At 64.8% G+C, this 17,720-nt stretch carries 16 protein-coding genes; 10 read left to right on the top strand and 6 right to left on the bottom strand.

The features are described 5' to 3' along the window. Positions 1-52: 52 nt before the first annotated feature. From crcB to BLT78_RS02875, 4 genes are read right to left on the bottom strand one after another with little or no spacing between them, the layout of a single operon-like run. On the bottom strand, positions 53-430 hold the full coding sequence (crcB, locus tag BLT78_RS02890; RefSeq protein ID WP_090347537.1) for a fluoride efflux transporter CrcB: 378 nt from the start codon (positions 428-430) through the stop codon (positions 53-55). Further along, positions 427-1,752: a replication-associated recombination protein A gene (locus tag BLT78_RS02885; RefSeq protein ID WP_090347536.1), complete on the bottom strand. Its 1,326-nt coding sequence runs from the start codon at positions 1,750-1,752 to the stop codon at positions 427-429. Before BLT78_RS02885 ends, crcB begins: the two co-directional genes overlap by 4 nt. Before the next feature lie 10 nt (positions 1,753-1,762). Next, positions 1,763-2,395: an outer membrane lipoprotein chaperone LolA gene (lolA, locus tag BLT78_RS02880; RefSeq protein ID WP_090347535.1), complete on the bottom strand. Its 633-nt coding sequence runs from the start codon at positions 2,393-2,395 to the stop codon at positions 1,763-1,765. A gap of 10 nt (positions 2,396-2,405) precedes the next feature. Continuing rightward, positions 2,406-5,024: a DNA translocase FtsK gene (locus BLT78_RS02875; RefSeq protein WP_408003102.1), complete on the bottom strand. Its 2,619-nt coding sequence runs from the start codon at positions 5,022-5,024 to the stop codon at positions 2,406-2,408. Between the two features lie 306 nt (positions 5,025-5,330). On the opposite strand from BLT78_RS02875, the gene trxB reads away from it, so the two are divergent. The 4 genes from trxB (at position 5,331) to infA (ending at position 8,092) form a co-directional block, all read left to right on the top strand. After that, positions 5,331-6,278 (top strand): thioredoxin-disulfide reductase, encoded by a 948-nt coding sequence (gene trxB, locus BLT78_RS02870; RefSeq protein ID WP_090347534.1) that lies wholly within the window; start codon positions 5,331-5,333, stop codon positions 6,276-6,278. 39 nt (positions 6,279-6,317) lie between these two features. Continuing rightward, positions 6,318-7,007: a leucyl/phenylalanyl-tRNA--protein transferase gene (aat, locus tag BLT78_RS02865; RefSeq protein WP_090347533.1), complete on the top strand. Its 690-nt coding sequence runs from the start codon at positions 6,318-6,320 to the stop codon at positions 7,005-7,007. Between the two features lie 52 nt (positions 7,008-7,059). Next, positions 7,060-7,767 carry an arginyltransferase gene (locus BLT78_RS02860; RefSeq protein WP_090347532.1) on the top strand — a complete coding sequence of 236 codons (708 nt, stop codon included), beginning with the start codon at positions 7,060-7,062 and terminating at the stop codon, positions 7,765-7,767. A 106-nt stretch (positions 7,768-7,873) separates the two neighbouring features. Then, entirely contained in the window at positions 7,874-8,092 is a 219-nt protein-coding gene (gene infA / locus BLT78_RS02855; RefSeq protein WP_016492441.1) for a translation initiation factor IF-1, read from the top strand. 65 nt (positions 8,093-8,157) lie between these two features. On the opposite strand, the gene clpA is transcribed toward infA, so the two are convergent. Then, positions 8,158-10,428 (bottom strand): ATP-dependent Clp protease ATP-binding subunit ClpA, encoded by a 2,271-nt coding sequence (clpA, locus tag BLT78_RS02850; protein ID WP_090347531.1) that lies wholly within the window; start codon positions 10,426-10,428, stop codon positions 8,158-8,160. A gap of 37 nt (positions 10,429-10,465) precedes the next feature. Then, positions 10,466-10,828, bottom strand: a complete 363-nt coding sequence (clpS, locus tag BLT78_RS02845; protein ID WP_090347530.1) for an ATP-dependent Clp protease adapter ClpS — start codon at positions 10,826-10,828, stop codon at positions 10,466-10,468. A gap of 225 nt (positions 10,829-11,053) precedes the next feature. Here clpS and cspD point away from each other — a divergent pair, with 225 nt between their 5' ends. The 6 genes from cspD to BLT78_RS02810 all read left to right on the top strand — a co-directional run bounded on the left by cspD (position 11,054) and on the right by BLT78_RS02810 (position 17,717). Next, a complete protein-coding gene (gene cspD / locus BLT78_RS02840) occupies positions 11,054-11,290 on the top strand; it encodes a cold shock domain-containing protein CspD (RefSeq protein ID WP_090347529.1) in 237 nt (78 codons plus the stop codon). Between the two features lie 901 nt (positions 11,291-12,191). Then, on the top strand, positions 12,192-14,420 hold the full coding sequence (locus BLT78_RS02830; protein ID WP_090347527.1) for an NADP-dependent isocitrate dehydrogenase: 2,229 nt from the start codon (positions 12,192-12,194) through the stop codon (positions 14,418-14,420). A 116-nt stretch (positions 14,421-14,536) separates the two neighbouring features. Continuing rightward, positions 14,537-15,043, top strand: a complete 507-nt coding sequence (locus BLT78_RS02825; protein WP_090347526.1) for an NUDIX hydrolase — start codon at positions 14,537-14,539, stop codon at positions 15,041-15,043. Positions 15,044-15,087: 44 nt separating this feature from the next. Next, a complete protein-coding gene (gene mnmA, locus BLT78_RS02820) occupies positions 15,088-16,206 on the top strand; it encodes a tRNA 2-thiouridine(34) synthase MnmA (RefSeq protein WP_090347525.1) in 1,119 nt (372 codons plus the stop codon). Continuing rightward, positions 16,203-16,823 (top strand): high frequency lysogenization protein HflD, encoded by a 621-nt coding sequence (hflD, locus tag BLT78_RS02815; protein WP_090347524.1) that lies wholly within the window; start codon positions 16,203-16,205, stop codon positions 16,821-16,823. The genes mnmA and hflD overlap by 4 nt, the downstream gene beginning before the upstream one ends. Positions 16,824-16,826: 3 nt before the next feature. Continuing rightward, positions 16,827-17,717 (top strand): DMT family transporter, encoded by an 891-nt coding sequence (locus BLT78_RS02810; protein WP_090347523.1) that lies wholly within the window; start codon positions 16,827-16,829, stop codon positions 17,715-17,717. Positions 17,718-17,720 lie beyond the last annotated feature (3 nt).

The raw sequence follows: 17,720 nt of genomic DNA, 5'->3' as shown, positions 1-17,720 counted from the left end.
TTTAACCGCGAAAGCCAGCAGCGGGCAGCCCGCAACATTTTGTCGGCGCGCCTCACAGCACTCGAGCAATCGACAAACCGACCCAGGTGGCGATCAGACCGCCAAACACACTGAGCCCCACATAGCCGATTGCCGCGGCCAACTGCCCGCTTTCCAGCAGCCGGAGCGCATCGAGCCCGAACGAGGAGAAGGTTGTCAGCCCTCCCAGAAAGCCGACCACCAGACCGGCCCGCAGCGCCAGCGGCAACTCGGGACGCAGCAGGAACATGCCATACAGACAGCCGATCACCAGACAGCCGACGAGATTGACCGCCAGAGTCGCCCAGTAGAAGTGCTGCGGCCAATGGGCACTGACCCAGTTGGCTGTGGCAAAACGCAGCAGACACCCCACCGCACCTCCAGCCGCGACGGCAAGAGTCACTCCGATCATGGTTTTCTCCGCTGCCGGGGGCTGCTGCGGTCGAGCTCGGCCAAGTGCGCCAGTTTCTCGCGGATCTTCAGCTCCAGCCCGCGAGGTACCGGCTGGTAGTAGCGCTGGGGCTCGAGCGCTTCCGGAAAATAATCCTCCCCGGCCGCGTAGGCTTCTGGTTCGTCATGGGCATAGCGGTATTCATCGCCATAGCCGAGGCTCTTCATCAGCTTGGTCGGGGCATTGCGCAGATGCAGTGGCACCTCCAGCGAACCATGAGCGGCTGCATCACGCATAGCGGCCTTGAAGCCCATGTAGACTGCATTGCTCTTGGGCGCGCAGGCCAGATAGACGATGGCCTGCGCGATGGCCAGCTCTCCCTCGGGACTGCCCAGGCGCTCCTGCACTTCCCAGGCTGCCAGGCACAGGTTGAGCGCACGCGGGTCTGCGTTGCCGATATCCTCGCTGGCCATGCGCACGACCCGGCGCGCGAGATACAGCGGGTCGCAGCCACCGTCGAGCATGCGCGCGAACCAATAGAGCGCGGCATCCGGATTAGAGCCACGCACCGACTTGTGCAAGGCGCTGATCTGGTCGTAGAAGGCCTCGCCGCCCTTGTCGAAGCGGCGGCGGCTATCGCCGAGCAGATTCTCCAGCAACCCGGCGCCGATCTCCTCGCCGTCCTCCACTAGATCGGCAGCGTTTTCCAGCAGATTGAGTAGTCGCCGTCCATCACCATCAGCAGCGGCCAACAGCATGCCGATCGCCTCCTCGCTGATACGCAGCAGCCGTCCACCAAGCCCGCGTTCTTCGGTGAGAGCGCGCGCCAGCATCTGACGCAGCGCACTCTCATCGAGGCTCTTCAATACGTAGACGCGCGCTCTGGAGAGCAGCGCGTTGTTCAACTCAAAGGACGGATTCTCGGTGGTGGCACCGATGAAGATAAGCGTGCCGTCCTCGACGTAGGGCAGGAAGGCATCCTGTTGCGCCTTGTTGAAGCGATGCACCTCGTCGACGAAAAGGATGGTGCGTCGCCCGTACTGGGCAGCCTGCTGCTTGGCCACCTCCACCGCCTGGCGGATCTCCTTGACCCCGGCGAGTACGGCCGAGATGGTCTCGAAGTGTGCATCGCCGATCTGCGCCAACAGCCGCGCCAGAGTGGTCTTGCCCACCCCAGGCGGTCCCCAGAAGATCATCGAGTGCAGGGCACCCTGCTCCAGAGCCTCGCGCAGCGGCTTGCCGCGCCCGAGGATGTGCTCCTGACCGACATAATCGTCCAGACTGGTCGGGCGCATGCGCGCGGCCAGAGGCTGAACAGCCGGGGCACGATCGAAGAGACCCATGAGCTGAGCCTTACTGCTCCTCGATCACATCGGCACCTTCCGGCACCTGGAAGGTGAACTGGTTATCCGCCAGCGGCTGGTTCAGCTTCACGCCCAGGAACAGGATGTTGGTGCGCTGACCGATGCTGTCGATCAGCTGCATGTCGTTGATCACCCCGTTGCGGAACGACAGGCGCAAGGTATCGAACAGGGTGTCCTTGGCCTTGGGCTTGAGGATGAAGTCGACGACGCTGCCGCCTTCCTTGTGGCTGATGGTGAAGTTCTCGCGGATTTTCGACACATCACCGGAAAGCAGCAGTGCCGGGGTATGGGTCATGCGCTGATCCAGATCCTGGATGGTCACCTGCTGCAGGTCCGGATCGTACAACCAGACCTTCTCGCCATTGGAAACCAGCAGCTGCTCCATAGGCGCATCGGTATGCCAGCGCAGCAGGCCCGGACGCTTTAGAGCCATCTCGCCACTGGCTTCCTGCAGCTGGGTTCCGGAGCCGTCCAGCGTCAGCTGGGAAAAACGTCCGGTCAGGGTCTGCGCCTGCCCGAGCAACTCGGTCAGACGCTTGACCGACTGTTCATCCTCCGCCGCCTGGACATTCAGACCGACCACCGCCAGCGCCGCCAGCAACAACACGCGAACCAGATACATAGAACCTCGCTCAGTCTCGAACCGGCGCCGGCGCGATCACATCGCGGGAGCCGTTGGTATTCATGGGAGTGACCACGCCGGCCATTTCCATCGCCTCGATCATCCGGGCGGCGCGGTTATAGCCGATCTTCAATTTGCGCTGCACGGCAGAAATGGAAGCCCGGCGACTCTCGGTAACGAAGCGCACGGCCTCGTCGTACAGCGGATCCTCCTCGCTACCCTCGCCGCTCTCACCACCAGTCGACTCGTAGGAGCCGCCACCACCTTCCTCGGCTCCCGCCAGGATGTCCTCGATGTAGTCGGGCGCGCCACGCTGCTTCCACGCATCGACCGTGCGATGCACCTCGTCGTCGGAGACGAAAGCACCATGCACGCGGATTGGCAGACCAGTACCCGGCGGCAGGTAGAGCATGTCGCCGTGCCCCAGCAACTGCTCGGCGCCACCCTGGTCGAGGATGGTGCGCGAATCGATCTTGCTGGAAACCTGGAAGGCGATCCGCGTCGGGATATTCGCCTTGATCAGGCCCGTGATCACGTCCACCGACGGGCGCTGGGTAGCGAGGATCAGGTGGATACCGGCCGCACGCGCCTTCTGCGCGATACGTGCGATCAGCTCCTCGACCTTCTTGCCGACGATCATCATCATGTCGGCGAACTCGTCGACCACCACCACGATGGTCGGCAGGGCCTCCAGCAGCGGCGGCTCGTCGTCCGGACTTTCGCGGCGGAACAGCGGATCGGTCAGCGGCGCCCCCGCCTCCTCGGCATCCTTGATCTTGCGGTTGAAACCGGCGAGATTGCGCACGCCCATGGCCGCCATCAGCCTGTAGCGGCGATCCATCTCGGCCACGCTCCAGCGCAGGGCGTTGGCCGCCTCCTTCATGTCGGTGACCACCGGGCACAGCAGGTGCGGGATACCTTCGTAGATCGACAGCTCGAGCATCTTCGGGTCGATCATGATCAGGCGTACCTGCTCGGGCGTCGACTTGTAGAGGATCGACAGCAGCATGGCGTTGACCCCGACCGACTTGCCCGAGCCGGTGGTGCCAGCCACCAGCAGGTGCGGCATCTTCGCCAGATCCGCGGTCACCGGGCGACCGCCGATATCGTGACCGAGGGCGATGGTCACCGGCGACTTGGCCTCTTCATATTCCGGGGTGGACAGCACCTCGGAGAAGCGCACGATCTGCCGGTTCTCGTTGGGAATCTCGATACCCACCGTGGTCTTGCCGGGGATCACCTCGACCACCCGCACACTGATGACCGCCAGCGAGCGCGCCAGGTCCTTGGCCAGATTGGTGATGCGACTGACCTTGATGCCAGGCGCCGGCTGGATCTCGAAGCGGGTGATCACCGGCCCCGGATAGGCGGCGACCACCTGTACCTCGACGCCGAACTCCTTGAGCTTGATCTCCAGCAGGCGCGACATCGACTCCAACGCCTCCGGCGAGAAGCTGTTGGGCTTGGCCTGCGGCGGGTCGAGCAGCGACAGCGGCGGCAAGGTCCCCGCCAGGGCTTCATCGACCACCACAAAGACCGGCTTGGGCGGCTCCGGAGGGCGCCGGACCACGGTGCGGGGCGGCTCGGGCAAGCGTATCTCGGCCCGGGGAGGCGTGACGGGCAGCGCCTCCTCGAACTCCTCCAGCGCGGGCTCCGGATCGGCCCAAGGCGGAGAGACTGGAGCGGCGTCCACACGCGTTGCGGGGTTCGACGGAGCCATGAGCGGTCTGACCGGCGCGACCTCGACGCTGGGAGCGTCGCCCAGCACATCCGGCTCTTCGTCATCCTCCAGCGCGGTCAGCCCGACGACCGGCTCGATGCGCTCCCCCAGTGGCGAGCGCACTGCCGCAGCCGGGAGCGGAGCCGCAGCGGCAGGCTCACTCCTGGCAGCGGCAACCCCGGCCAGCGGCGCCGAGGCTATCGCGGAAACGGGAGTGGGAGCAGGCGCGGGACGGGAACGCATCGGCGCAGCGGCGACCGGCTCAGCATGGGCATCCAGCTCGCGCAACTGCAACTTGACCTGGCGATGCGCCTGATGGGCACTCCACCAGCGGCTGGCGGCACTCTGCAGCAACTCGAACAGGTCGAGAGTGATCTTGCCGGTCAGGTCCATCACGCGGAACCACGACAGATCGGTGAACACCGTCAGACCGAAGAGGAACAGGGCGATGAACACCAGCGTGCTGCCCTGCACGTTGAGGGCATCCTCGGCCCAAGCGCCGAGGCTCTGGCCGAGAATGCCGCCGGCCGGAATCTGCGGGTTCATCTCCAGCGTCTGGAACTGGATCGAAGCCAGGGCAGCCCCGGAAGTCAACAGAAAGAACAGGCCGATGATCCGCCAGGAGAGCAGCCAGCCATTCCAGCGCATCATCCGGTGACGGGTGACGAACAGGTCGATGACCTTCGCCGCCAGCAGAGCCGGCAGCAGGTATGCGGCATACCCCAGCACTTCCAGACTCAGACTGGCGACCCAGGCACCGACCCGACCAGCCGAGTTCTGCACCTGGGCGGAGCCGGTCGCCATGTTGATGCCCGGATCGAACGGCGAGTAGCTCAACAGGGCCATGCACAGATAGGCCGCCAGGACGCAGAGCGCCAGCATGGCAGCCTCCTTCAGCCGGTAATGCAGCTGCTGGCTCCAGGCGCTGGCGACTTCGTTGGGCGTGCTGCGCGCCCCCCCGGAGCGGGATCTGGCCTTGGCGGTATTGGCGGAAATCTTCAAAACGTGGCGTTCCTGCGCGCATCCCGCGCCTGAAAAACAGTGAACTGCAAATTACAGCCTATTGTAAGACTTTGCTCGGCGGATGCCATGCGAGGGGGCGCACTCGGGGTTTTGCGACGCCCGCAGGGCGGTGTAGCATGAGCCTCAGGCATTCCAGAGCGGCTCAATTGGAGCACGCATTCCCTTTTGTGACAAAGACTTATAGGGTGTTTTATGAGTGAATCGAAACATTCGCGGCTGGTCATTCTCGGCTCCGGTCCGGCCGGCTACACCGCCGCGGTGTACGCTGCCCGCGCCAATCTCAAGCCGACGCTGATCACCGGCCTGCAGGCTGGCGGCCAGCTGACCACCACTACCGAGGTCGACAACTGGCCAGGGGACGTGGAAGGCCTGACCGGTCCGGCACTCATGGAGCGCATGCGCGAGCACGCCGAGCGTTTCGCCACCGACATCGTCTATGACCATATCCACACCGCCGAGTTGCAGCAGCGCCCGTTCGTCCTCAAGGGCGACAGCGGCACCTATACCTGCGACGCCCTGATCATCGCCACCGGCGCCTCCGCCCAGTATCTCGGCCTGCCCTCCGAGGAAGCCTTCATGGGCCGCGGCGTATCCGCCTGCGCAACCTGCGACGGCTTCTTCTACCGCAACCAGGTGGTGTGCGTCCTCGGCGGCGGCAACACCGCCGTCGAGGAGGCGCTGTACCTGTCCAACATCGCCAGGGAAGTCCACCTGATCCATCGCCGCGACAAGCTGCGTGCCGAGAAGATCCTGCAGGACAAGCTGCTCGACAAGGCCGCCAACGGCAATATCCGCCTGCACTGGAACCATACCCTGGACGAAGTGCTGGGCGATGCCAGCGGCGTGACCGGCGTGCGCATCAAGGATGTCAACAGCGGCGCCGCCAGCGAACTGCCGCTCACCGGCGTGTTCATCGCCATCGGCCACAAGCCCAATACCGAGCTGTTTGCCGGCCAGCTGGAAATGCGCGACGGCTACCTCAAGGTCAAGGGTGGCAGCGAAGGCAACGCCACCGCCACCAGCATCGAAGGTGTGTTCGCAGCCGGAGACGTGGCCGACCACGTCTATCGCCAGGCCATCACCTCGGCCGGTGCCGGCTGCATGGCCGCCCTCGACGCCGAACGCTATCTCGATAACTGAGGCAGAGCGGGCCCCACGGGCCCGCCTTCCCCTACCACCATGCTCAGTTGGCTGTCTCGGCGCTCCCACGACTTCCCACCACTCGACAAGGCCCTGCGCGAGCCGAACGGATTGCTCGCGGTCGGCGGCGACCTCAGCCCCGACCGCCTGCTGCGCGCCTACCGGCACGGCTGCTTTCCTTGGTTCCAGGAGGGACAGCCAATCCTCTGGTGGTCGCCCGATCCGCGCATGGTCCTCTTCCCCGCGGAGCTGCACGTAGCGCGCAGCCTGCGCAAGACCCAGCGCCAGCAGCGCTTCGAAGTCAGTTTCGACCGCGATTTCGCGGCCGTGATCCAGGCCTGCGCCGGCCCGCGACGCTATGCCGACGGCACCTGGATCACCCCCGACATGCAGGCAGCCTATCGCGAGCTGCATAGTCGCGGCATCGCCCACTCGGTTGAAGTCTGGCAGGACGACCAACTGGTGGGCGGACTCTACGGACTGGCTATCGGCCGCCTGTTCTTCGGCGAATCGATGTTCAGCCATGCCACCGACGCATCGAAGATCGGCTTCATCACTCTCGTCGAAGGCTTGCGCGACAGCGGTTTCGTCCTGATCGACTGCCAGATGCACACCGGCCACCTGGCCAGCTTCGGCGCCAGAGCGATCCCCCGCCGCGAGTTCGCCCGCTACCTGAATCAATACATCGACCAGCCAGGCCCAGCCCCCTGGGCGAGGAACAGGGCGTGACTTACACTTATCGTGGACCTCTCGCCCAGCCTGCAGTCGCGGGGATTGCGCCATGACCGACTTCGCCGAACTGAAGTTCTACGCCACCCAGGCACATGACTGCAGCTACCTGCCGGACCGCAAGGCGACCACCCTGTTTCTCGACCCGCGTCAGGCGATCGACACCCAGATGTATGCCGAGCTGTCGGAAATGGGCTTCCGCCGCAGCGGCGAGCACCTCTATCGACCCCACTGCCAGAACTGCCAGGCCTGCATTCCGGCCCGCGTACCGACCGCGAGCTTCCGGGCCAACCGCATGCAGAAGCGCATCCTCAAGCGTAACCTGGATCTGCGGGTACGCGCCGTGCGCCCCACCTTCAACGAAGAGCACTACCAGCTCTACGCCCGCTATATCGAGCAGCGCCATGCCGACGGCGACATGTACCCGCCCAGCCGGGAGCAGTTCATCGGCTTTCTGGTGAGCGACCTGCCTTTCTGCGTGTTCTTCGAGTTCCGCCAGGGTGAGCGCCTGCTGGCGGTCGCCGTCACCGACGTGCTACCCAATGGACTGTCGGCGGTCTATACCTTCTTCGACCCCGACGAGGAAAAGCGCAGCCTCGGCCGCTTGGCGATCCTCTGGCAGGTTGCAGAGGCAGCGCGCCGCGGCCTGCCCGCCGTCTACCTGGGCTACTGGATTCGCGACTGCCGCAAGATGAGCTACAAGAGCGAATATCGCCCGCTGGAGCTGTACGTCAACCAGCGCTGGGTCGCGCTGACCTGAGGCCACTTGGCGTTCGAGCTGGTTTTCGGGCACAATGCCCGCCGCTTTCGCTCGCCCTATTGCCTGGCTGGCGAGCCATCCTATAAGTAATCGAGGGCTTTACTGCATGTCGAAAGAAGACAGCTTCGAAATGGAAGGCACTGTCATCGACACCCTGCCCAACACCATGTTCCGCGTGGAGTTGGAAAACGGGCACGTCGTCACCGCGCACATCTCCGGCAAGATGCGCAAGAACTACATCCGCATCCTGACCGGCGACAAGGTGCGCGTCGAACTGACGCCCTACGACCTGAGCAAGGGTCGCATCACCTACCGCGCTCGCTGATCAGCGCAAGGTCATGAACGACAACGCCCGGCCAGAGCCGGGCGTTGTCGTTATGGGCCAGTGACTCAGGCCGGCAAGGCCAGAGTCTCGTAGTCGAACGCCAGTTCGCCGTCCTGCACATCGATGTGCACGGTGCCACCATGGTCGGCCAGCTCACCGAACAGGATCTGCTCGGCCAGCGGACGCTTGACCTTCTCCTGAATCAGCCGCGCCATCGGCCGCGCGCCCATCTGCGCATCGTAGCCGCGCTCGGCCAGCCAGCCACGCGCGGCCTCGCTGACATCCAGCAATACCCGCTTGTCCTCCAGCTGGGCCTGCAGCTCGGTGAGGAACTTGTCGACCACGCTCTTGATGATCGCGTGATCCAGCCGACCGAACTGGATGATGGTATCCAGGCGGTTGCGGAACTCCGGCGTGAAACTCTTCCTGATCACCTCCATCGCATCGCTGGCGTGATCCTGGTGAGTGAAACCGATCGACGCCCGCGCCGCGGTTTCCGCCCCCGCATTGGTGGTCATGATCAGGATCACGTTGCGGAAGTCCGCCTTGCGCCCGTTGTTGTCGGTGAGCGTGCCGTGATCCATCACCTGCAACAGCAGGTTGAACACCTCGGGATGCGCCTTCTCGATCTCGTCGAGCAGCAGCACGCAGTGCGGCGTCTTGGTGATCGCCTCGGTGAGCAGGCCACCCTGATCGAAGCCCACATAGCCGGGTGGAGCACCGATCAGGCGCGATACGGTATGCCGTTCCATGTACTCCGACATGTCGAAGCGCAGCAGCTCGACGCCCATAGCCTTGGCCAGCTGACGGGCCACCTCGGTCTTGCCGACCCCGGTGGGACCGGCGAACAGGAAGGAGCCGACCGGCTTGTCCGGCGCCTTGAGCCCGGCGCGCGACAGCTTGATCGCGGTGGACAGCGCATCGATGGCTGCATCCTGACCGAAAACGGTCAGCTTGAGGTCGCGCTCGAGATTGCGCAGCAGCTCCTTGTCGGACGTGGTGACATGCTTGGGCGGGATACGCGCGATCTTCGCCACCACGTCCTCGACCTGGGCCACGTCGATGCAGGCCGCCCGACGCTCCTCGGGCAGCAGACGCTGGTAGGCACCCGCCTCGTCGATGACGTCGATGGCCTTGTCCGGCATGTGCCGGTCATTGATGTAGCGCGCCGCCAGTTCCGCTGCGGCGCGCAGCGCCTCGTCGGTATAGCTGATCCGGTGGTGCTGCTCGAAGCGGCTCTTCAGCCCCTTGAGAATGCCGACGGTGTCCTCCACCGACGGCTCGAGCACATCGACCTTCTGGAAGCGCCGCGCCAGCGCGCGATCCTTCTCGAAGATGCCACGGAACTCCTGGAAGGTCGTCGAGCCGATGCAACGCATCTCACCGGAGGACAGCAGCGGCTTGAGCAGGTTGGAAGCATCCATCACCCCGCCGGACGCAGCGCCGGCACCGATGATGGTGTGGATCTCGTCGATGAACAGGATGGCATGCGGCCGCCGACGCAGCTCATTGAGCAGCGCCTTGAAGCGCTTCTCGAAATCGCCGCGGTACTTGGTCCCCGCCAGCAGGGCACCGAGATCCAGTGAGTAGACCACGCTGTTGGCCAGCAGATCGGGCACCTGACCGTCAACGATGCGCTTGGCCAGCCCCTCGGCGATAGCCGTCTTGCCGACACCGGCCTCGCCGACCAGCAAGGGGTTGTTCTTGCGGCGGCGAGCGAGGATCTGGGCTACCCGCTCGACCTCGTGCTCGCGGCCGACCAGCGGATCGATGCGCCCCATGCGCGCCAGCTCGTTGAGGTTGCTGGCGTAGGCATCCAGAGGATTGCCGGAGACCGAGCTTTCGCCGCCCTCCTCCTCCTGGGACTCCTGCTCCTGCTCGTGACTCTCGCCCTCTCCCGGCACCTTGGAAATGCCATGGGCGATGTAGTTGACCACATCGATGCGGGCCACGTTCTGCTGCTTGAGGAGGAACACCGCCTGGCTTTCCTGCTCGCTGAAGATCGCCACCAACACGTTGGCACCGGTAACTTCACGTTTTCCGGAGCTCTGCACATGGAATACCGCGCGCTGCAACACGCGCTGGAAACCAAGGGTAGGCTGGGTTTCGCGCTCGGCCTCGTGGATGGGAATCAGCGGAGTGGTCGAGTCGATGAACTCGCGCAGATCCTGCCGCAACTTGTCCATGTTGGCCCCACAGGCCCGCAGAACGGTTGCAGCTGCACCATTGTCCAGAAGGGCCAGCAAGAGATGCTCGACTGTCATGAACTCATGACGCTTGGCCCGAGCATCCTTGAAGGCGAGATTGAGGGTGACTTCAAGTTCGCGGTTCAACATACGGCACCTCACTTCACCTCATTCTCAGGGGCCCACTTCAATCGTCTTTCTCGATCTCGCAGAGCAGGGGGTGCTGACACTCCCGTGCATACTGGTTGACCTGCATCGCCTTGGTCTCGGCGATATCCCGGGTATAGACCCCACATACGGCCTTACCTTCAGTATGCACGGCCAGCATGACCCGGGTGGCCTTCTCGCGATCCATACCAAAGAAGCCCTCCAGCACCTCAACTACGAAATCCATAGGCGTGTAATCGTCGTTGAGGAGGATCACCTTGTACATCGACGGCGGCTTGAGAGCCGGCTTCGCCTCCTGAACCGCGAGCCCGGAATCATCATCCGGGTACGCGTCCGGAGAGTCCTGATTGAATGTTAGTCGAATCTGGCGGCTTGCATGCATGCTGGGATGGACGACACTGGCTGTATGGATGGGGGTGGCAGGTCGAGTTTGAACCGTTCGACAACCGAATGCCGCCCCGCCTTGACTATCGGCAAATCGGTGTTACAAAACAAAAGCATACCCACACTGGGTACAAGGGATTACCTGGAGGGAGCCACGCCCCTGACAGGCAGCCTGAATGGATGATACTCCAGCGATGGAGTCCTTTGCAGAGGGAAAGTCAGCATGCTCAGCGGCAAGGTCAAGTGGTTCAACAACGCCAAGGGCTACGGCTTCATTCTGGCCGACGGCCGGGATGAGGACCTGTTCGCCCACTACTCCGCCATTCAGGGCGATGGCTACAAGACACTCAAGGCTGGCCAGCCGGTCAGTTTCGAGATCCTCCAGGGCCCCAAGGGCCTGCACGCGATCAACATCCAGCCGCTCGGCAGCAACGCACGCCTCCACACCAGCGAGGGGTGAGTGCACCTTCCGCAACCGTGACGCCACACAGGAAGCGCCGGCCCCCAGGCCGGCACTCCGAAATGAGCGATGCTTGCGCCCGGGATCCCCGGACACGCAACCAACGCGCCACGGAAGCCGCCAGCGCCTGACCCCGCCCAGCCGACAACCGCCCCGCCCGGATTGCCGCCCTGCCGCGAGCCATTCCGGAGAGTGCTCCCATCAAGAATATCCTGCGCGCAGCCGCTGGCTCTCCGCCTCACCCAGCCCTATAGACATTAGTCGCCTTTTCAGCACCGCCGACATCCCTCCGAGAGCGCCTGCACATCACGCCCCATCAGCCTTGCGGCTAGGCGAGCCAGGCCTGCCGAAGGGAGTAGAACGCTACCGACAGCGCGCCGACATTCGCCCCGGGCAACAGGCAAGCGCTTGCAGGAAAAACCCGGTGACTTGCCGGTATCGCCAACGATCTTCGCGTCCCTGCCGCCGCCCGATGCCGTTCATGAGCCATGACCAACTCAGTCATCGTCGTGGACCATCCATGTCTCGCAGCCGATCTCCCATGCCTTGCCCTGATGGGGGAATGCCGCCGCGAGGGCGGCTTCGACGCCCCCAAAAGGCAAGCACGCCAGCCCTCCCGCCCCCAGCGACCGACGCGCCAGGCAAGCGCCAGCTGACCTCAGCGCCATGATCGCGCGCGGCATCCGTGTTATTCTGCGCGCGCGACTGCGGTGGCAGAGGGAGCGGAGTCCGGCTCGAGCGGGGTTCTGATCCCTCAATCCGGCGTATACCGGTGTACGCCACATAATAAATAGCCGCCCATGGCCAAAAGCCGATGCGCTCAAAATCGCCTCAAGAAACATCCTCTTGAGCGCATCTAGACTTTGTATAACCACAGCAAAACTGAGGGTTAGATTAGAAGATGTCCACTCGCTCAAAGATCATCTATACGTTCACTGACGAAGCACCCGCCCTGGCGACCTACTCCCTGCTTCCGATCATCAAAGCCTTCACTGCCTCCTCCGGCATCGCCGTAGAAACACGCGACATCTCCCTCGCAGGCCGCATCCTCGCAAACTTCCCCGAGTACCTGAGCGACGACCAGAAGATCGGCGACCACCTCGCCGAGCTGGGCCAGCTGGCTACCACCCCCGAAGCCAACATCATCAAGCTCCCCAACATCAGCGCTTCGGTTCCCCAGCTCAAGGCCGCCATCAAGGAACTCCAGGCTCAGGGCTACAAGCTGCCGGACTACCCCGAAGAGCCGGGCAACGACACCGAAAAAGACGTCAAGGCCCGCTACGACAAGATCAAGGGCAGCGCCGTGAACCCGGTGCTGCGCGAAGGCAACTCCGACCGCCGCGCCCCGCTGTCGGTCAAGAACTACGCCCGCAAGCACCCGCACAAGATGGGCGCCTGGGCCGCCGACTCCAAGTCGCACGTCGCCTTCATGAGCCAGGGTGACTTCTACGGCAGCGAGAAGGGCGCCCTGATCGACAATGCCGGCTCGGTGAAGATCGAGCACGTCGCCGCCGATGGCAGCGTCAGCGTGCTGAAGGCCAGCACCAAGGTCCTGGCCGGCGAGATCATCGACAGCTCCGTGATGAGCAAGAAGGCCCTGCGCGCCTTCATCGCCGAGCAGATCGAGGACGCCAAGGCCCAGGGCGTGCTGTTCTCCGCCCACCTGAAGGCCACCATGATGAAGGTCTCCGACCCGATCATGTTCGGCCACATCGTCGCCGAGTTCTACAAGAGCACCCTGACCAAGCACGCCGACGTGCTGGCCGAAGCCGGCTTCAACCCGAACAACGGCATCGGCGACCTGTATGCGCGCATCCAGTCGCTGCCGGAAGCCAAGCAGGCGGAAATCAAGGCCGACATCGAGGCCGAATACGCCCAGCGCCCGGCCATGGCCATGGTCAACTCCGACAAGGGCATCACCAACCTGCACGTGCCGAGCGACATCATCGTTGACGCCTCCATGCCGGCGATGATCCGCGACTCCGGCAAGATGTGGGGCCCAGATGGCCAGCTGCACGACACCAAGGCACTGATCCCGGACCGCTGCTACGCCACCATGTACCAGGTGGTCATCGAGGACTGCAAGAAGAACGGCGCCTTCGATCCGGTAACCATGGGCAGCGTGCCGAACGTCGGCCTGATGGCCCAGCAGGCCGAGGAATACGGCTCGCACGACAAGACCTTCGAAATCGCCGCCGCCGGCGTGGTTCGCGTGAGCGACGAAGCCGGCAACGTGCTTATGGAGCAGGCCGTCGAGGCCGGCGACATCTGGCGCATGTGCCAGGTCAAGGACGCCCCGATCCAGGACTGGGTCAAGCTGGCCGTCAACCGCGCCCGCCTGAGCAACACCCCGGCGGTGTTCTGGCTGGACGCCAAGCGCGCCCACGACGCCCTGGTGATCGAGAAGGTGCAGAAGTACCTGAAGGACCACGACACCAACGGCCTGGAAATCCACATCATGGCTCCGGTCGAAGCGATGAAGTTCTCGCTGGAGCGCATCCGCGCCGGCAAGGACACCATCTCCGTCACCGGCAACGTGCTGCGCGACTACCTGACCGACCTGTTCCCGATCATGGAACTGGGCACCAGCGCCAAGATGCTGTCCATCGTTCCGCTGATGAACGGCGGCGGCCTGTTCGAGACCGGTGCCGGCGGCTCCGCGCCCAAGCACGTCCAGCAGTTCGTCGAAGAGAACCACCTGCGCTGGGATTCGCTGGGCGAATTCCTGGCCCTGGCCGCTTCCCTGGAGCACCTGGCCAACGTCTACGGCAACGCCAAGGCTGAAGTCCTGGCCAAGACCCTGGACCAGGCCAACGGCAAGTTCCTCGACAGCAACAAGTCGCCGTCGCGCAAGGTCGGCCAGCTCGACAACCGCGGCAGCCACTTCTACCTCGCGATGTACTGGGCCCAGGCCCTGGCCGAGCAGACCGAGGACAAGGAGCTGCAGGCGCAGTTCGTCGGCCTGGCCAAGACCCTCGCCGACAACGAGGAAAAGATCGTTGCCGAGCTGAACGAAGTGCAGGGCAAGGTCGTGGATATCGGCGGCTACTACCACGCCAACCCGGAGCTGGCCAGCCAGGCCATGCGTCCGAGCGCCACCTTCAACGCGGCCCTCGCCGCGCTGGCCTAAGCGCAACGGCATGACGGGCGGCCCCGCCTGCCCGTGAGCTGACAAGAACCCCGGCCCCGCGCCGGGGTTCTTGTCTCTGCCGCGAGAACAATCGCCGAACCGGAGCAGAGTCCACGATGAAACGCTTTATTCCCCATGTCACCGTCGCCACCGTGGTCGAGGACCAGGGCCGCTTCCTCCTCGTAGAGGAACATGCCGAAGGCCGCGTGGTGCTCAATCAGCCGGCCGGCCATCTGGAAGCCGACGAGAGCCTGCCGCAAGCCGCCCTGCGCGAGACCCTCGAGGAAACCGGCTGGGAAGTGGAGCTGACCGGCGTGACCGGCATCTACCTGTACACCGCGCCGACCAACGGCGTGACCTACCAGCGCGTGTGCTTCGCGGCCCGCCCGCTGCGCCATCGTCCGGAGCTGCAGCTGGACGACGGCATCATCGGCCCGCGCTGGCTCACCCGCGCAGAGCTGGAAGAGCGCCGCGAGCAATGGCGCAGCGCCCTGGTGCCACGCTGCATCGACGACTATCTGGCCGGCGGCTGCTATCCGCTGGAGCTGATCCGCGAACCGGCCCTGCTGCCCACCGACCAGCAGGCCGGCACCCCGTCGTCCCGCGACGGCCGGCAGACCTGATAGAATTGCCGCTTTGCATTCCTGCAACGGTTTCCCGGATGACTATGCGTGACCCAGCCCACACCCGCGTGATCGTCGGCATGTCCGGCGGCGTGGACTCCTCCGTCTCGGCCCTGCTCCTGCAACAGCAGGGCTACCTGGTCGAAGGCCTGTTCATGAAGAACTGGGAGGAGGACGACGGCACCGAATACTGCACCGCCAGGGAAGACCTGGCCGATGCCCAGGCCGTGTGCGACCGGCTTGGCATCAAGCTGCACACCGCCAACTTCGCCGCCGAGTACTGGGACAACGTGTTCGAGCACTTCCTCGCCGAATACAAGGCCGGCCGCACCCCGAACCCGGACATCCTGTGCAACCGGGAAATCAAGTTCAAGGCATTCCTCGACTACGCCCTGATGCTCGGCGCCGACCTGATCGCCACCGGTCACTACGTGCGCCGCCGCGACCTCGACGGGCGCAGCGAACTGCTCAAGGGCCTGGATCCGAACAAGGACCAGAGCTACTTCCTGCACGCGGTCGGTGGCGAGCAAATCGCGCGCACCCTCTTCCCCGTCGGCGAGTTGGAGAAGCCGGTCGTGCGCCAGATCGCCGAACAGCACGGGCTGGCCACCGCGAAGAAGAAGGACTCCACCGGCATCTGCTTCATCGGCGAACGGCGCTTCCGCGACTTCCTGCAGCAGTATCTGCCGGCCCAGCCGGGCGACATCGAAACCACCGAGGGCAAGGTGATCGGCCGCCATCACGGTCTGATGTACCACACCATCGGCCAGCGCCAGGGACTCGGCATCGGCGGCATGAAGGATGCCGGCGAGGATGCCTGGTACGTACTGGCCAAGGACCTGTCGCGCAACGTGCTGATCGTCGGCCAGGGGCACCACCACCCGTGGCTGATGTCGCGCAGCCTGCAGGCCTCGCAGATCTACTGGGTCAATCCGGTCGACCTCGGCCAGCCGCTGCGCCTCACCGCCAAGGTACGCTACCGCCAGCAGGATCAGAGCTGCACCCTGACGCACACCGCGACCGGCTATGTCGCCACCTTCGACGAGCCGCAACGCGCCGTCACCCCCGGCCAGTCGGTGGTGTTCTACGACGGCGAGGTGTGCCTCGGCGGCGGCGTGATCGAGACCGCCACCCCCTGGGATGAAGGAATCCAGCGTCCATGACCCGCGAACAGGAACGCCTGATCGCCCTTGCCGGCGTGTTCGAGTCCGCGGCCCTGGTCGAGCGCCTGGCCAAGACCGGACAGGTGCAGGAGGGGCCGCTGACCTGTCTGCTCGGCAGCCTGCTGGTGCGCAACCCCAAGGACACCCTCGAGGTCTACGGCGGCGACCACCTCAACCTGCGCGACGGTCTGCGCGCCCTGGCCGGCGCGCTGGAGCGCAATCCGCAGAACCTGCCACGCGATTCGCTGCGCTACGCCCTGGCCCTGCTCGCCCTGCAGCGCCAGCTCGACAAGCGTGGCGACATGCTCCAGGTCATCGGCAACCGCCTGCAGCAGATCGAAGGCCAGGCGCAGCTGTTCGGCATCAGCCACGACAACGTGATCGCCGCCTGCGCCGCGCTGTACCAGGACACCATCAGCACCTTCCGCCAGCGCATCCAGGTCCACGGCGAGATGCAGCACCTGCAGAACAGCCGCAATGCCGAGAAGATCCGCGCCCTGCTGCTCGCCGGCATCCGCAGCGCCATGCTCTGGCGCCAGCTCGGCGGCCACCGCTGGCAGCTGCTGTTCAGCCGGCGCAAGCTGCTGGCCGACCTCTACCCGCTGCTGCGCGGCTGAGCGATGCCCTCCGCCTCGACCTCCCCCGCCCGGCAGCACCAGCCGGGACGGGGTGCCGCCCTGCTGGCGCTGTCCGCGCTGTTCTTCGCCCTGATGGGCGTATGCATCCGCGAAGCGACCGTGACGGGCGTCAGCAACGAGATGGTGGTGTTCTTCCGCAACGCCGTCGGCGTGCTGTTCTTCCTGCCGCTGGCGCTGACCCGCGGCCTGGCGCCGCTGCGCACGACGCGCCCGTGGGCACACCTCAAGCGTACCTTCTGCGGCCTGGCGGCGATGTACTGCTACTTCTACGCCCTCGCCCACCTGCCGCTGACCGACGCCATGCTGTTCAGCTACGCCGCCCCGGTGTTCACCCCGCTGATCGGCTGGTGGTGGCTGAAGGAGTCGCTGACCCGGCGCATGCTGCTGGCCACCGCCATCGGCTTCGCCGGTGTTGTACTGGTGGCCAAGCCTAGCGGCGCACTGGTTTCCGGGATCTCTCTGATCGGCATCCTCGCCAGCATCATGGCCGCCTGCGCTTTCGTCTCGATCCGCGAGATGAGCAACACCGAGCCGGCGTTTCGCATAGTCTTCTGGTTCGCCCTGTTCAGCGCGCTGGTCTCCGCCCTGCCGCTGCTGTGGGCCTGGCAGCCGCTCGACAGACAGCAGCTGTTCCTGCTGCTGGCCGCCGGCGTGGTGGCGAGCTTCGGCCAGTTGACCATGTCGCATGCCTACGCCTGCGCCCCACCCGGCCTGATCGGCCCGGTCGCCTACCTGGCCATCGTGTTCGGCGGCATCATCGCCTGGCTGCGCTGGAACGAGGTGCCCAGCAGCGCGTCCATCCTCGGCGCCAGCCTGATCTTCGCCGCCAGCCTGATGCCTCTGCTGCGCCGTTCGCCGCGAACTGCGGCCTGACGG

The sequence above is a fragment of the Pseudomonas oryzae genome, assembly GCF_900104805.1.
GTDB classification, from domain to species: domain Bacteria; phylum Pseudomonadota; class Gammaproteobacteria; order Pseudomonadales; family Pseudomonadaceae; genus Geopseudomonas; species Geopseudomonas oryzae.
Note: the sequence above shows the minus strand (reverse complement) of the source record. Positions and strands in the feature narration are given on the sequence as shown.

Coding starts and splice junctions, on each gene's coding strand:
- BLT78_RS02860 (WP_090347532.1), top strand. CDS start 7,060: ATGACCGACTTCGCCGAACTGAAGTTCTACGCCACCCAGGCACATGAC.
- aat (WP_090347533.1), top strand. CDS start 6,318: ATGCTCAGTTGGCTGTCTCGGCGCTCCCACGACTTCCCACCACTCGAC.
- lolA (WP_090347535.1), bottom strand. CDS start 2,395: ATGTATCTGGTTCGCGTGTTGTTGCTGGCGGCGCTGGCGGTGGTCGGT.
- mnmA (WP_090347525.1), top strand. CDS start 15,088: ATGCGTGACCCAGCCCACACCCGCGTGATCGTCGGCATGTCCGGCGGC.
- BLT78_RS02810 (WP_090347523.1), top strand. CDS start 16,827: ATGCCCTCCGCCTCGACCTCCCCCGCCCGGCAGCACCAGCCGGGACGG.
- crcB (WP_090347537.1), bottom strand. CDS start 430: ATGATCGGAGTGACTCTTGCCGTCGCGGCTGGAGGTGCGGTGGGGTGT.
- infA (WP_016492441.1), top strand. CDS start 7,874: ATGTCGAAAGAAGACAGCTTCGAAATGGAAGGCACTGTCATCGACACC.
- cspD (WP_090347529.1), top strand. CDS start 11,054: ATGCTCAGCGGCAAGGTCAAGTGGTTCAACAACGCCAAGGGCTACGGC.
- clpA (WP_090347531.1), bottom strand. CDS start 10,428: ATGTTGAACCGCGAACTTGAAGTCACCCTCAATCTCGCCTTCAAGGAT.
- trxB (WP_090347534.1), top strand. CDS start 5,331: ATGAGTGAATCGAAACATTCGCGGCTGGTCATTCTCGGCTCCGGTCCG.
- hflD (WP_090347524.1), top strand. CDS start 16,203: ATGACCCGCGAACAGGAACGCCTGATCGCCCTTGCCGGCGTGTTCGAG.
- clpS (WP_090347530.1), bottom strand. CDS start 10,828: ATGCATGCAAGCCGCCAGATTCGACTAACATTCAATCAGGACTCTCCG.
- BLT78_RS02825 (WP_090347526.1), top strand. CDS start 14,537: ATGAAACGCTTTATTCCCCATGTCACCGTCGCCACCGTGGTCGAGGAC.
- BLT78_RS02830 (WP_090347527.1), top strand. CDS start 12,192: ATGTCCACTCGCTCAAAGATCATCTATACGTTCACTGACGAAGCACCC.
- BLT78_RS02885 (WP_090347536.1), bottom strand. CDS start 1,752: ATGGGTCTCTTCGATCGTGCCCCGGCTGTTCAGCCTCTGGCCGCGCGC.